The sequence below is a fragment of the Pseudoduganella ginsengisoli genome, from assembly GCF_009720865.1.
Lineage (GTDB): Bacteria > Pseudomonadota > Gammaproteobacteria > Burkholderiales > Burkholderiaceae_D > Rugamonas > Rugamonas ginsengisoli.
In genome coordinates, this window is record NZ_WNLA01000006.1 from 112791 (window position 1) to 127319 (window position 14529).

General features: G+C 62.5%; 13 protein-coding genes. 7 read left to right on the top strand and 6 right to left on the bottom strand.

The genetic code is table 11. The annotated features are described in order from the left end of the window. Entirely contained in the window at positions 1 to 636 is a 636-nt protein-coding gene (locus GM668_RS11830) for a response regulator (protein ID WP_229499216.1), read from the bottom strand. Positions 637 to 786: 150 nt separating this feature from the next. Here GM668_RS11830 and GM668_RS11835 point away from each other — a divergent pair, with 150 nt between their 5' ends. Then, entirely contained in the window at positions 787 to 1428 is a 642-nt protein-coding gene (locus tag GM668_RS11835; protein ID WP_155439164.1) for an energy transducer TonB, read from the top strand. A gap of 47 nt (positions 1429 to 1475) precedes the next feature. On the opposite strand, the gene GM668_RS11840 is transcribed toward GM668_RS11835, so the two are convergent. From GM668_RS11840 to GM668_RS11860, 5 genes are all read right to left on the bottom strand, one after another. After that, positions 1476 to 2576: an ABC transporter ATP-binding protein gene (locus tag GM668_RS11840; RefSeq protein WP_229499218.1), complete on the bottom strand. Its 1101-nt coding sequence runs from the start codon at positions 2574 to 2576 to the stop codon at positions 1476 to 1478. Positions 2577 to 2591: 15 nt separating this feature from the next. Next, positions 2592 to 4367: an ABC transporter permease gene (locus tag GM668_RS11845; RefSeq protein WP_155439165.1), complete on the bottom strand. Its 1776-nt coding sequence runs from the start codon at positions 4365 to 4367 to the stop codon at positions 2592 to 2594. Positions 4368 to 4514: 147 nt separating this feature from the next. Further along, the gene (locus tag GM668_RS11850; RefSeq protein WP_155439166.1) at positions 4515 to 5597 is read right to left on the bottom strand and encodes an ABC transporter substrate-binding protein; all 1083 of its coding nucleotides are present in this window, start codon (positions 5595 to 5597) and stop codon (positions 4515 to 4517) included. Positions 5598 to 5637: 40 nt separating this feature from the next. Next, the gene (locus GM668_RS11855; RefSeq protein WP_155439167.1) at positions 5638 to 6621 is read right to left on the bottom strand and encodes a tripartite tricarboxylate transporter substrate binding protein; all 984 of its coding nucleotides are present in this window, start codon (positions 6619 to 6621) and stop codon (positions 5638 to 5640) included. Between the two features lie 35 nt (positions 6622 to 6656). Further along, positions 6657 to 7715, bottom strand: coding sequence for a porin (locus GM668_RS11860; RefSeq protein WP_155439168.1), 1059 nt, complete (start codon positions 7713 to 7715; stop codon positions 6657 to 6659). A 208-nt stretch (positions 7716 to 7923) separates the two neighbouring features. Between GM668_RS11860 and GM668_RS11865 the strand changes: the two genes are divergently transcribed. The 6 genes from GM668_RS11865 to GM668_RS11890 all read left to right on the top strand — a co-directional run bounded on the left by GM668_RS11865 (position 7924) and on the right by GM668_RS11890 (position 14318). Further along, complete coding sequence (locus tag GM668_RS11865) at positions 7924 to 8616, top strand: response regulator (protein WP_155439169.1); 693 nt, start codon at positions 7924 to 7926, stop codon at positions 8614 to 8616. Positions 8617 to 8627: 11 nt separating this feature from the next. Next, positions 8628 to 10130, top strand: coding sequence for a sensor histidine kinase (locus GM668_RS11870; protein WP_155439170.1), 1503 nt, complete (start codon positions 8628 to 8630; stop codon positions 10128 to 10130). A gap of 193 nt (positions 10131 to 10323) precedes the next feature. Further along, positions 10324 to 11772: a sensor histidine kinase gene (locus GM668_RS11875; RefSeq protein WP_155439171.1), complete on the top strand. Its 1449-nt coding sequence runs from the start codon at positions 10324 to 10326 to the stop codon at positions 11770 to 11772. Further along, positions 11762 to 12403 (top strand): hypothetical protein, encoded by a 642-nt coding sequence (locus GM668_RS11880; protein WP_229499220.1) that lies wholly within the window; start codon positions 11762 to 11764, stop codon positions 12401 to 12403. The genes GM668_RS11875 and GM668_RS11880 overlap by 11 nt, the downstream gene beginning before the upstream one ends. Continuing rightward, positions 12387 to 13763: a sigma 54-interacting transcriptional regulator gene (locus GM668_RS11885; RefSeq protein ID WP_229499222.1), complete on the top strand. Its 1377-nt coding sequence runs from the start codon at positions 12387 to 12389 to the stop codon at positions 13761 to 13763. The genes GM668_RS11880 and GM668_RS11885 overlap by 17 nt, the downstream gene beginning before the upstream one ends. 234 nt (positions 13764 to 13997) lie before the next feature. Next, a complete protein-coding gene (locus GM668_RS11890; RefSeq protein WP_155439172.1) occupies positions 13998 to 14318 on the top strand; it encodes a BON domain-containing protein in 321 nt (106 codons plus the stop codon). Positions 14319 to 14529 lie beyond the last annotated feature (211 nt).

Here is a 14529-nt window from a genome sequence, read left to right on the forward strand (position 1 = left end):
TCAAGGTTCAATCAAGCCATGCCGCACGGCCAGCCGCGTAATCAGCGCGGGCCGCTCCACGCCCAGCTTTTCTTTCACGGCCTGGCTGATATTGCTGATGGTCTTGGTCGACACGTTGAGCTTTTCCGCGATTTCCGCGTTGGTCAGCCCTTCCGCCATCATCGTGAAGATGGCCAGCGAACGGTCATCGAGTTGCGCTTGCGGCGACAACTCGCCCTGCACGGAAATCTGCGCCAGCCGCTGGGCAATCTGCGGCATGAAATACAGCCCGCCCTCATAGGCGCGGCGCACGGCAGCGGCCAGTTCATCGGGATCGCAATCCTTGGTCATGAAGGCGCGCGCGCCGAGCCGGTAGGTTTCCTTGATCAGGCTGTCCTGATCGAACTGGCTCAGGAAAATGATCTTCGCGGCAGGGTCGTGCGCCAGCACTTGCCGCGCCACATCCATGCCAGTCAATTCTTCACCAAAGCGCATATCCAGCACCAGCACGTCCGGCTGCAGCGCCCGGTACTGGGCGATGGCGTCGGCTGGCGTCTTGACTTGCGCCACCACGTCCATGCCCTGCCCTTCCAGCGACATTGCAAATCCCGTCATGACGATCGGATGGTCGTCGGCCAGCATTACCCGGATAGTCATATTCCACCTGTCAGCAAAATTCGTTTCCATGGGATGGAATCTTAACATACGCACCATTACCAACAAAATTACTTTTAAATTTCCATTCAATGGAATATATTTCTTCTACACCAAAGCAATTCGGACTTCCATCAACCACCAGGAGCGACCATGAATACCCGCAAAAACTACACCGGCCTGACGCTCGTTGCCGCCGTCCACCTGGCGCTCGGCCTGTACGCGGCGACCCACAACAAGGTGACCATCTTCCGTGCGCCCGAAGTGGCGGTCGACGTCCTGCCAAGCGAACCGCCGCCACCGCCCAAGGTGGATTACGTGGAATTGCCGATGGATCCGCTGGTGCGGCCTGACATCGTGGTGCCGCCCATGCCGGACAATGTGCAGCAGCCAAACAATCCGCCGCCCGTGACGGCGCGCGTGGCGCCGGACAGTATTCCCGCGGACCCGCCGCCGCATGGCCGTGCCAGCCTTGACGGCGGCGACAAGCCTGCCGCCGTGCCTAAAGCGCCCGTGCATGTGCCAGCAGTGGTGGATGCCGCCAACTGCGCGCGGCCCGACTATCCAGCCATATCGCTGCGTAACGGCGAATCCGGCATGGTCACGCTGGCGTTCCTGATTGGAACGGATGGCAAGGTGGTGGATTCAAAAGTGGAAAAGTCCAGCGGCTTCAGGGCGCTGGATAAAGCTGCGCAGGCGGGACTGAGCTTGTGCCGCTTTAAACCGGGCACGGTCGATGGCGTGGCGCAGGCGTCGTGGACGCGCATGCAGTACGTGTGGAGTCTCGACCAGTAATGCAAGGGGCCGGTGCAGACCGGCCCCTGCCTGTCATGCGGGCCGCGTCAGAACACCCACAGCCGGTCCGCCGGCATATGCAGCCAATACGTGCGGGCATCGAGCTTGTACTTGGAATACGCACGCAAATGGATGCTGCCGTCCGCCGTGCCGAAGATGCACTCCCACTTGTCGCCCAGGTACATGCACGTGATCAGCGGCAGCGGCAGCGCGTTCGGCGTGCTTTCCGCGCGCACCACCACTTCTTCCACGCGGATCACCGTGGCCGGATCCGTTTCGCCCTTGCCGCGTGCTGTCGCCTGCAAGGTCACGCCGTTGACGTCCAACGTCACGGCATTGCCATCGCGGCCCAGCACCTTGGCCGGCAAACGGTTGTTACTGCCCATGAATTCCGCAGTAAACAGCGTGTTCGGCGTCTCATACATGCTTTGCGGATTGCCCTGCTGTTCGATCTTGCCGTTATTGAGCAGCAGGATGCGGTCGGAAATCGCCATGGCTTCGCCCTGGTCGTGCGTCACCATCAGCGCCGACAAACCCAGACGCACGATCAGTTCGCGCAGGAATGAGCGCGCTTCCTCGCGCAATTTCGCATCCAGGTTGGACAGCGGTTCATCCAGCAAGATCACGGGCGGGTTGTACACCAGCGCGCGGGCAATCGCCACGCGCTGCTGCTGGCCGCCGGACATCTGGTGCGGGAAGCGCTCGGCCAGGTGCCCCAGGCCCAGCTGCTTCAGCACTTCCATCACGCGTTCCTTGATTTCACTGGCGCCCATCTTGCGCAATTTGAGGCCATACGCGACGTTGTCGAACACGGTCTTGTGCGGCCACAGCGCATATGACTGGAACACCAGCCCCAGGCTGCGCTGTTCGGCAGGCATTTCAAACTGGCGGGAGCCGTCGAACACGACACGGTCGCCGATGGCGATGGTGCCCAGCTTCGGGCTTTCCAAGCCCGCCACGGCGCGCAGCAACGTGGTCTTGCCGCTGCCCGATGGGCCCAGCAGCGCCACCACTTCGCCCTTTTGCAAGTGCATCGACACACCCTTCAAAATCGGGTTGGCAGTCGCGCCGCTGCCATATTCCAGGTGCAGGTCGCTGACGCTCAGCTCATTCGTGGTCAGTTCATTGGTCATGATGTCTCGCTTCATGATGTAAGTCCTAGTTTAATTATGGAGCTTTACGCCAAATCGCAGCGCAATGCCCAGGCCAATGGCCACCAGTGTGATATTGATGAACGACAGCGCCGCCACCAGGTCCGTCGAACCGCCCGCCCACAGCGACACCAGCATGGCGCCGATGACTTCCGTGCCCGGCGACAGCAAGTACACGCCGGTCGAATATTCGCGTTCAAAGATCAGGAACACCATCAGCCAGCCGCCCAGCAAACCGAATTTAATCAGTGGCAGCGTGACATCGCGGGTCACCTGGCCGCGCTTGGCGCCCACCGCACGCGCCGCTTCTTCCAGTTCCGGTCCCACTTGCAGCAGCGCGGTGGAAATCAGGCGCATGCCATAGGCCAGCCATACGACAGAATATGCGAGCCACACAGCGAAGATGGTGGAGCGCAGCGAACGCAAGGCCGGCACGACGCTTTCTGTCATCCACACGGCAAAGAAGTTATCCGAACCCTTGAAGAATCCGTCCAGCCACGATGGCACGAACAGGAATACCCACAGGAACGCCAGGCCCGCCAGCAGGCCGGGAATCGCGCGCGGCACCAGCACGCTGTAGTCCAGCAGGCGGGTAATGCCGTCCGGCTTGCGGTGCATGGCCAGCGCAATCGCGCTGTAGCACGCGACCGCCAGGCCGCCGCCGATCACGCCGATCAGCACCGTGTTGAGGATGCCGCGCATCATGGCGTGCTGCTCGAAGATGTCGCGGAAGTGCTGCAAGGTCAGTACATCCGCCAGCTTCACGCCTTCGCCCCAATACTGCACGAACGAGCGCAGCACGATACCCGACAGGGGCACGACGATGGTAAACAGCAGCCACGCGAACAGCAGGCCGAATGCCACCCACTTCCATTTACCCAGCGGCATGGACTTGGTGCGCGCGCCCTTGCCTTTGATCGATACGTATTTGTTGGCGGACTTCAGCAGGCGGCGCTGCAGCATCACCAGCGGCATCGTCACGGCCACCAGGCATACGGCTACGGCAGCCATCAAGTGGTACGACGGCGTGCCCAGTTTATTGGTCAGCTTATACAGGTAAGTCGGCAGCACAAGGTGGCCTTCCGGGTCGCCCAGCACCAGCACCAGGCCGAACACTTCAAAGCCCAGGAAGAACACCAGCACACCGGCATACGCCAGCGCCGGCATGATCATCGGCAGCGATACATTGAGCATCACTTGCAGCGGCGAAGCGCCTGCCACGCGGGCAGCTTCTTCCACGTCGGAGCCCAGGCTTTTCAGCGCGGACGATGCATACAGGTATACGTGCGGCACGTGCGTCAGGCCGGCAATGATGACGATGCTGGTGAACGAATAGATGTTCCACGGGATGAAGCCGAGGATTTCCTTCGCCCACGTGGAATAGAAGCCCACCGGACCCATGGCCACCACGTAGCCGAAGCCCATCACCATGGGCGACACGAAGATCGGCACCAGCAGCAGCGGCGAGATGAAGCCGCGGCCCGGCAAGTCCGTACGCACCATCAGGAAGGCCAGCGCGCCGCCCAGCGGTACGGCAATCAAGGTCAGGCCGGCGGCCAGCAACGTGCCGTTTTTAAAGGCCAGGATGAAGTCCGGGTCTTCAAAGATGAACTGGTAGGCATCCAGGCCCAGTTCCTTGTCCGGCATGAAAAATGGCGCGGACAGGAAGCTTTGGTAAAAGATCAGCAGCAGGGGCAGGAAGATGGCCACCACGGTCAGGGTGACGACCAGTCCGCGCGGCCAGTTCAGTGAACGGCGGCCATTGCCTGGCAGAGTTAATGTTTGCATGTTCGCTCCGTTGAAATCGGGATACGCAGCCTGCGCCTCGTCATCCCTGCGCAAGCGGGGATCCATGCTGAGCCATTTCGGCCAGCGATCTAGGGCTTCCCGCCTGCGCGGCGGTCCGCCGATGCGGAATGACGAGGAGGCGGGGTATTATTTTTTCCCTGCGGTTTCCTTCCACTGCTTCAGGAACGCCATACGCTTCTGTGGCCCCAGGAATTGCAGCAGGATCGGATGCACCGGCACGGGACGGATGTTGTCCTTGCCGATTTGCTTGATCAGGTCAGCCGACGTGGTCTCACCCGTCACGTCCTGGCGGATCGCGTACAGCTTGGAATCGTTGGCAATCACCACCTGGCCGCGGTGCGACAGCATGTAGTCCAGCCACAGCTTGGCGGCGTTGACATTCTTCGCCGCCTTGTTGATGAACATGACGCGCGACATCACCAGCGTGTAATCCTTCGGCAGCGCCACGCCGATCGAAGGATCGGTCTTGGCGCGCACCAGCGCGTACGAACCCAGCACGTTATAGCCGATCAGGTTTTCACCGGACGAGATACGCTCCATCATGGTGCCGGTCGACGATTGCACGCGCACGCGGGCAGCGCCAAAGGCATTTTCCAGGTCCAGGAATTTCGGGAATTCTTTTGCATCCTGCGTCATGAACATGAAGCCCAGTCCGGATTTTTCAATGTCATACGTGGTGACCTTGTCGGCGAACTTGGGCTGCTTGATCAGGTTGACGAAGTCCGTATGGGTTTGCGGCACTTCGGCGGCAGAGACCAGGCGCTTGTTGTATACGAAGGCGGCCGGCTCAAACGTGGTGCCATACGCCTTGTCATCCCAGATCGCCCACGTTGGCAGCTTGGCGCTTTCCACCGATTTGTATTGCAGCGCATGCCCGTCCGACGCCAGGCGCATCTGCAAGTCCATGGCGGACGACCACATGACGTCGGCCGTGTTGCCGCCGGCGGCCGCTTCGGAAATAAAGCGGTTATACACTTCAGTGGAATTCATGTCGTTGTATTCCACCGTGATGCCGGGGAATTGCGCGGAAAAATCCTTGATCAGCGGCTGCGTGGCCTTGCTGTCGGTGGCGCCATAAATCACCAGTTTGCCTTCTTTTTTCGCGCCATCGATAATCTTTTGGTAGTCGGCGGGATAGCCGGCAGGCACCTGCGCAAAAGCGGCAGACGTGAAGAGGGCGGCAGCGACGGCCAGGGTCGTTTTCAACATGGTGATCTCCGAATTTTTTAAGTGTTAAACAGGTATTTTCCTAACGCACCAGGCCGAATTCCCGGGCGCGTTTGCCGTAATCGTCCACGGCTTTCCTGACATAGGCGGTCAGCGCATCGCCTGTCAGGGCAAAGGGGTATAGTCCGGAAGCCGCGCGCAACTGCGCGAATTCCTTGCTGGCCAACATGCGCTCGAAGCGCTGTACCCAGGCGTTGTAATCGGTGTCGGCCACTTGCGGTCCCATCCAGACACCGCGAATCACAGGCCACACCACATCGATGCCCTGCTCTTTCGCCGTCGGCACGCCGGCCAGTGCGCCGGGCAAGCGTTCTTGCGACAGCACGGCCAGCACGCGGGTTTTATCCGGCGTGGCATTGAGCGACGCTTCCGATGCATCGCCCGACACCACTTGCACATAGTTGGCATGCATTGCCGTGAAAGCTTCGCCGCCGCCTTCCAGCGCCACGAAGCGCAGCGCTTTCGGGTCGATGCCGGCGGCGCGCGCCACCAGCGCCATCTTCAGCCAGTCCTGGCTGCCGATGGTGCCGGAGACGCCGATCAGCACTTGTTCCGGATGCTTTTTCAGCGCAGCCAGCAAATCGGCCAATGTTTTGTACGGCGAATCCGCACGCACGGCGATCATGCCGTAGTCCGCGCCCAGCGCCGCCACCCAGCGCACGTCGGCGGCCGTCGCCTTGCCGAACTTGCCCTGTGCGATGTTGAGCAGTGAGCCGCCGGAAAACACGACCAGCGTGTCCGGTTCCGCGCGCCGCTGCGACACCAGCTGGTGCCACGCGACAGCGCCGATGCCGCCAGGTACATAGCTGATGTGCATGCCGTGCTTGCTGACGTCAGGCATCGCTTGCAACCCCTTGCGCGCCAGCTTGCACGTCAAGTCCATCGCGCCGCCCGGCTTGGACGGCACGATGCACTCGATTTTGCTGCCCGCAGCCGTTGCCGCCAGCGCCCTGGCCGGGGCGGCAGCGGTAGCGGCAAGTGCGATCAGGGCGGCGCGGCGTTGCATGGCTGGGTTCGTGGCAACCGTGCTTGGACCAGCACTTAGAAGCGGTGCTGGATGCCGCCGATCACGCCGCGCTGGCTGGTATCGAAACCAGCGTCGTCACGCGACAGGCCCGTCAGTTGGCCATTCTTGGCTTTTGCGTACGCGGTGGCCACATACAGGTCGGTACGCTTGGACAGTGCGTAGCGGTAGCGTGCCACGTACATGATCGGATCCGCATCCTTGCCCGCCGCCACGTTCTTGACGTCGATGCGGTAGATGGCGCCCGTCAGCGTCACGTTCGGCTGCGGTTTGTACGCAACGCCGCCCCATACGGTGGTGGCTTTCACGTCCGGCGTGGCGGCCTTGCCTGCCACGGTCTTGAAGTCGCGCACGACGCCCCACAATTTCCATGGACCCGTTTCATAGCTGGCGCCCACGTGCCATACCGTGTTTTCGTCGCGGTTGCCGGTAGCTGGCACCACGTTGCCGTTGATGCGTTCCCACGTTGCCATCACGCCCAGGCCGTTGGCGGAATACGCCACGTTGCCGGCCACCTTGCGGCTGTCGGCCGCACCCGTGGTTTGCTCGCCCAGGCCAATGGTGGCGCCGTATTTCAGGTTGCCGGTGCTGCCCGAGTACTTGATCAGGTTATCGAAACCGGTCGTGAAGCCATATTTGGAAGGACCGGTTGCAGGACCGCTGGTCGCCCACGAATACGATGGCGCAAAGCCCATCGGATCATAGGCAATCACGGTGTCATACACGGTGGTGAACGAACGGCCCGCCACCAGGCGCCCCCACTCCCCTTCCAGGCCCACATTGGCCTGGCGGCGGAACAGCGCTGTGTCCATGTTGCCCGTGTCAAGGAGGATGCCGCCTTCCAGCTGGAACACGGCTTTCAGGCCGCCGCCCAGGTCTTCACTGCCCCGGAAGCCCCAACGCGACGTATTCATGCCGCCCGACACCACGCGGGTCACGCCATTGCCATTGGCCGCTGCGTGGTTGACGTTTTCCACCCCGGCATCGATCAGGCCATATACCTGCACGTTGCTCTCGGCGTGGGCGCTACCCGCTGCCAGGGCGAGGACGGCGACGGTCATTGCGGACTTCTTCATGGACATCTCCTATAGATATAATTGTTTGAAATGGTGCTGATAAGTAAATATCAGGGTTCCACTATAGGTCGCACTTCCTTTCAATTGCCTTTCATTGCCGTTTCATAGCCTATTCATTGAAGGCTTTTGCAACAGTACCAGAAAAGGGTTTTACTTTTCCTTCCCGCGCAGCGATGATGCGCGCCTGGAGACACCCAAAAACAACACCATGCGTATCCTGCTCGTAGAAGACCATATTGAATTACAGCGCTCGCTGGCCAAGGCGTTGCGAGATTCCAACTTGACCGTGGAATGCGCGGACAACGGCGCCGACGCGGACGCCCTGCTGCATACGCAGGATTACGCGCTGGTGATCCTGGACTTGACGCTGCCCAAAATGGATGGCCTGGAAGTATTGAAGCGCTTGCGGGCGCGCAGCGGCTCCCGCGCCAGGACGCCGGTATTGATCTTGACGGCCCGCGGCGGCCTGGAAGAACGGGTGCAGGGGCTGAACCTGGGCGCCGATGATTACCTGGCCAAGCCATTCGAGCTGGCGGAACTGGAAGCGCGCGTCAAGGCGCAGCTGCGCCGCAGCGTGGGCAATGAAGCTGTCGTGCACACGTGCGGCGCGCTGAGTTTCGATACCGTGACGCGCATGTTCAGCTACCATGGCAATGCGCTGGCGCTGACGCCGCGCGAACACGCAGTGCTGGAAGCGCTGATTTCCCGCAGCGGGCGCGCGGTATCGAAAGAGAAACTGTTTGACGAAGTGTTTGCGCTGGAAGATGACGCGAACCTCGACGCCATCGACTTGTATATACATCGGGTGCGCAAAAAGCTGGAAAGTGCGCAGCCGGGGGCGGCCGCCATTACCACGCTGCGCGGCATCGGCTACCTGCTGCAGCCGCGCGACGGCGCATAAGGCCGGCAGCGATGGATCAGCACAGCGCCAGCGACGCCGGGCCGGATGGAGAAGCCGTGCCGCGCGCTGTTGCTGGCGCGCCTGGCGCAGCACAGGACAGCGTGCCGCTGGGCAGCCTGCGCACCCAGCTGCTGCGCTGGCTGCTGGTTCCGCTGATCCTGCTGATGGCCGTGAATGCCGTGTCGGTCTACCGCAATGCGCTCGATGCGGCCGACATGGCGTACGACCGCTCGCTGCTGGCATCCACGCGCGCGCTGGCGGAACGGGTGTCGATTGAAAACGGCAAAGTCGTGGTGGACGTGCCTTACGTGGCGCTGGACAGTTTTGAGACGGATACGCTGGGCCGCATCTATTACAAGGTGACGGGCATGAATGGCGAAACCGCATCCGGTTTTGACGACTTGCCGCCCGTGCCGCCCAATGTGCCCCGCTCGGAAGCGTATCCGGCGCTGGTGCGCTTTTATCATGCGGACTACAACGGCCAGCCGGTGCGCATTGCCGCGCTGGTGCAGCCGGTGTACGACGATTCCATGCGCGGCGTGGCGCTGATCCAGGTGGCGGAAACCACGGATGCGCGGCGCGGCCTGACGATCCAGATTTTGAAGGATACGCTGGCCTGGCAGGCGTGGGTGGTGCTGGCGGCCACCCTGCTGGTGTGGTTTGCCGTGCGCCTGGTATTGCGCCCGTTGATGCGGCTGCGCGCCGAAGTGGAAATGCGCAGCGCCTCGGACTTGCATGACGTGGACCCTGCGCTGGTACACCGCGAAGTGCGCCCGCTGGTGGAAGCCATGAATGGCTCGATGTCGCGCATCCGCAGCCTGATCGCATCGCAGCGGCGCTTTATTGCCGATGCGTCACACCAGTTGCGCACGCCGCTGACGGTATTGAAAACCCAGTCGGAAATGACGCTGAGGGAAATCGACCGCAGCGAAGGGCCGGTGGACAAGGAAGCGTTGCGCGCCATGGTGTCCGGCATTGCCGCCACCACGGATGCCGCCGTGCACTTGGCGAACCGCTTGTTGATGCTGGCCCGCATTGAACACAGCGGCGATGTCAGGCCGGTGCCCGTGGGCTTGCGCGAACTGGCGCAAAACGTGGCGCTGCAACTGGCGGTGACGGCAGTGGGCAAGCAGATCGACCTGGCGCTGGAAGCGGAACATGAAGCCATCGTGCGGGGGCAGCCGCTGCTGCTGCAGGAAATGGTGTCGAACCTGGTCGACAATGCGCTGCGCTATACGCCGGCGGGCGGCAGCGTCACCGTGCGCGTACTGCCCGGCGGCGGCAAGCTGCTGCTGGAAGTGGAAGACAGCGGCGCCGGCATTCCCGCAAGCGAGCGGGAGCGGGTGTTTTCACCGTTTTACCGGGCAGCGGCATCGATGCAAGTCAATCCGGGCGGCGCGGGGCTGGGCCTGGCGATCGTGCGGGATATCGCCGCGCTGCATGGCGGCACCGTCTCGCTGTCGGATGGCGCGGGTGGCAAAGGCTTGAAAGTCACCGTCGAATTTCCAGGCTGAATTAGTTGCAATTCCCTTCGGTGCCTGGCACCGTTCAAAGTCACAACTTTCCTTGGGGACCTGGCCAGTACTATCGTTCGCTTTGGAAACGATAGCATTGGGTCATGATGGCAACCGGACGCCGTGTTTCCGCTCTTTGAACTATCATCGCGCCACCCTGTGATCCGCCCTGCCCAACTTTCCAGCCGCGCCCATGTTTCCGGAACTTTCGTTTCGCCAACTATCGCTGGGCGTCTTCGTACTGATCGCGGCGCTGCTGGGCGCCACATCCGTGCATGCCCTGCTGACCCTGGACCGCCTCGCCGCCCATAGCCGCGAAGCGGGCCGGCATGCGGTCGCGCTGGCCGAACAGGTGCAGCGCCTCAGCGAACGGGGCGTGGCCATGGAGCGCAGCGCGCGCCAGTTCCTTGTGCTGGACGATCCAGCCTTCCGCGACCGCTATGCCGATGCATGGCGCGAAGCGCAATCCGCATTGGCCACTATCGGCGCCGGCCTGCCCAGCTCACAGCACGCCGCGCTGGCCGACTGGCGCGCGCGGGGCGAAGCTGTCGCTGCCGTACTGCAGTCGGTGCCGGCAACGCGCGAACGCCGCAGCACCGCGCCAGCCCGCCGCGCATTGGGCCAGACGCTGGACCGGGCATTGGCCGGCTTGCCCGCTGTCAGCCAATTGCTGGAAGACGCCGTGCGGCACGAAGTCGAGCGCCGCAACCAGGTGCTGCTCGATGAACTGGACCAGCGGCGCCGCCTGCTGACCACGCAGGTGGCCGTTGCCGTCGCACTGGCAGCCCTGCTGGCGCTGGGCGGCGGCGCGTGGCTGTCACGCCCGCTAAAACAAATCGAACAAGCCATCGTCCGGCTGGGCGGCAACCGCTACGACGAAACCATAGCCGTGCAGGGCCCCGGCGATTTGCGCCGGCTTGGCACGCAGCTGGACTGGCTGCGTAAGCGCCTGGCCGAAGTGGAAGCCGACAAGGCGCGCTTTGTGCGCCACGTGTCGCATGAATTGAAAACGCCGCTGGCCGCGCTGGTGGAAGGCGTATCGCTGCTGGAAGATGAAGTTCCCGGCCCCCTGTCCCGCCAACAGCGGGAAATTGCCGCCATCCTGCGCCAAAACACGCTGTCGCTGCAGGCGCAAATTGAAGACTTGCTGCGCTTTAATGAGGCGGGCTTTGCCGCGCAGCGGCTGCGGCGCACCACCACCGATCCCGGCGTACTGCTGGACAGCGTCATTGCCGCCCAGCGCCTGCAGTGCCAGGCGCGCCACGTGCACTGCGCGGTGGAAGGCCAGGTCCGCCCGCTGTTGCTGGATGCCGATCTGATGGCGGCCGCGCTGGGCAATTTACTGTCGAACGCACTGCGCTTTTCCCCGCAGGGCGGCGCCGTGCATTTTTCTTTGTCCGAAGCGCAAGGCAAGCTGCATATCGATTGCCGCGACGAAGGTCCCGGCGTCGCGCCGCAAGATAGCGAACGTATTTTTGAACCGTTTTACCAGGGCGAACGCCAACCCGCCAGCGCCCGCCGTGGCAATGGCATCGGCCTCGCCATCGTGCGCGAATACGTGCACGCGCATGGCGGCGCACTGCGCCTGATGCCGTCTGAGCGCGGCGCCCATTTTCAAATTGAGTTGCCTTATGACGATTGATTACCCAGACCGCAATACAGCGCGCATCCGGCGCCGCGGCGCGCACGCGGTGCACGGCGCATGCCGCCATACCGCTGCCGCCGGCGCTGCCGTACTACCCGCTGCGCTATTGCTGGCGGCAATGCTGATGTCCGGCTGCAGCGTTCCCCGCCTTCCTTCCACGGCATCCATTGTGCTGCCGCGCGCCCCGGCCGAAGCGCCGCCGCCCACCACCGTCATGCTGGCCGATGAAACTGCGCCGCTGCTGGCCTATCACCAGCAGTTACGCCGCATGACGCAAGGTGAATTGCTGCAGGAACTGGCCACGCTGGGCATGCGCCAGCCATCGCCCCGCGTAGCGCTGCAAATGGGCATGGTGCTGCTGTGGACGCGGGGCAGCGGCGACCTGCCGCGCGCCCAGGCGCAATTTGACGGCGTGGCATCGACCACGCATCCACTGGCGCTGCTGGCGGCGCTGTTATCGGCGCAATGCCAGGAACAGCGCCGCCTGGCCGAGCATGGCGACAAGCTGCAGGCGCAGCTGAAGGAAAGCCAGCGCAAAATCGATCAACTGGCCGAAACGCTGGAAAGCTTGAAAGCCATCGAGCGCAACTTGCCTGCGCGGGGAGTCAGCAATGAACGGCAACGATAACCTGCCCGTGCGTATGGGCGCCGCCATTTTGCTGGTGGACGATGACGCCGACTTGCTGCGCCTGTTGTCATTGCGCCTGTCTGCCAATGGCTATGCGGTCACGGCAGTGCCCAGTGCGGAAGCGGCGCTGGCGCAGCTCGACATCGCCCTGCCGTCGCTGGTGATCAGCGATATCCGCCTGCCCGGCAAAGATGGCATGGCGCTGTTCCAGCACATCCGCGCGCGCCATCCCGCGCTGCCCGTGATTTTATTGACAGCGCACGGCACCATTCCCGATGCCGTGGAAGCCACGCGCCTGGGCGCCTTTGCTTACCTCACCAAACCGTTCGATGCGAAAGTGCTGCTGGAGCGCGTTGCACAAGGCTTGCAGTTGAGCGCTCCGCCATCGGCGCAGGGGGCGGACGATGGCCAGTGGCGCGAAGAAATCGTCAGCCGCAGCCAGGCAATGGCGGAATTGCTGGCCGAAGCGCGGCTGGTGGCAGCGTCGGACGCCAGCGTATTGATACGGGGCGAAAGCGGCACCGGCAAGGAATTGCTGGCGCGCGCCATCCACCGCGCCAGCCGCCGCGCGAAGGCTCCGTTCATTGCCGTCAATTGCGGCGCGATTCCCGAACAGTTGCTGGAATCGGAATTGTTCGGCCACGTGAAGGGCGCCTTTACCGGCGCGGTATCCGGGCGCGAGGGCCTGGTGCAGGCAGCCGACGGCGGCACCTTGTTCCTCGATGAGATAGGCGACATGCCGCTGCTGCTGCAGGTGAAGCTGTTGCGCGTGCTGCAAGAGCGCGTGGTGCGGCAGCTGGGTTCCGACGTGGGCAAGCCGGTTGACGTGCGCATCCTGTCCGCCACGCACCGCGACCTGGATGCGGCCATGCAGGAAGGCCAGTTCCGCGAAGACTTGTATTACCGCTTGAACGTCATCACGCTGACGTTGCCGCCGCTATCCGAGCGGCGCGAAGACATTGCATTGCTGGCCACGCGCTTCCTGCAATCGCTGGCGGCGAAGTATGGCAAGCAAGTGACGGGCTTCGCGCCCGATGCGCTGGAAGCGCTGACGCGGGCGCCGTGGCCCGGCAATGTGCGGCAACTGGTCAACGTGGTGGAACACGTGTGTGCATTGGCGACCTCGAGCCTGGCGCCGCTGTCGCTGGTGCAGCGGGCGCTGAAAGTGCCGTCGCTGGAAGTGCTCAGCTATACGGAAGCCAAGCAGCGCTTTGAGCGGCAATACCTGGTGCAACTGCTCAAGCTGACAGATGGCAATGTGGCCGACGCGGCGCGGCTGGCCGAGCGCAACCGCACGGAGTTTTACCGCTTGCTGCAGCGCCATGAATTGGATGCAGCGCAATTCAGGGCGGAAAGCTGACCGCTGTCGCCCCATGGCGACAGCCTTAACCCCTTGATTTTCCTGGCTTTACACCGGGTGTGGCGGCATGTTGTCGCCACAGCCCGACAAATCCTCGCCGCCAAAATATTCCACACAGCAATCAATCAACGTAAGCCATTGATTTTTAATGATTCCATCGAGCTGGCACGCGCTTTGCTGTAAGGAGATCAACGTCACAAGGCGTTCTTAGACAACCTTTATGGAGTAGCGAATATGACGAATACCTTTTCCCGCCTGCTGGCCACCGCCGCCTTCACCGCATTGTCCGCTGCCGCCCTGTCCCCTGCTTTCGCCGCTGGCCAGCAGGAAGGCGCCATGGCTGGCGCCGCTGTCGCCACGGCTGACAGCGCGCTGAACGCCAAAGTCAAAGCTGCCATTGCAGATTTCAAAGGCGTTTCGGCAACAACCAGCCAGGGCGTGGTGACGCTGACGGGCCAGGTTGCCAATACCGACACCGGCACCAAAGCGATCCAGGCTGCGTCCAGCGTGGAAGGCGTCAAAGAAGTGAAGAGCGAATTGACGGTCGCTAAGTAAGCTTGTCGTACCCCTTGTAGTAGCAGTACCCCGCAGTAGTTGTATCCCCGCAGTAAACCTGCCTACCCGCAGGTGTAACACCGTAGTTGAAGTGGCTTTACCCAGCGTATTTTTCCGGGCCGCGAGCAATCGTTGCCCGGTTTTTTTTATGCATTGCACGCTGCCTGGCGGACTTTCGCTATCCATGTCACGATAGCGTTTTTGCAACCTG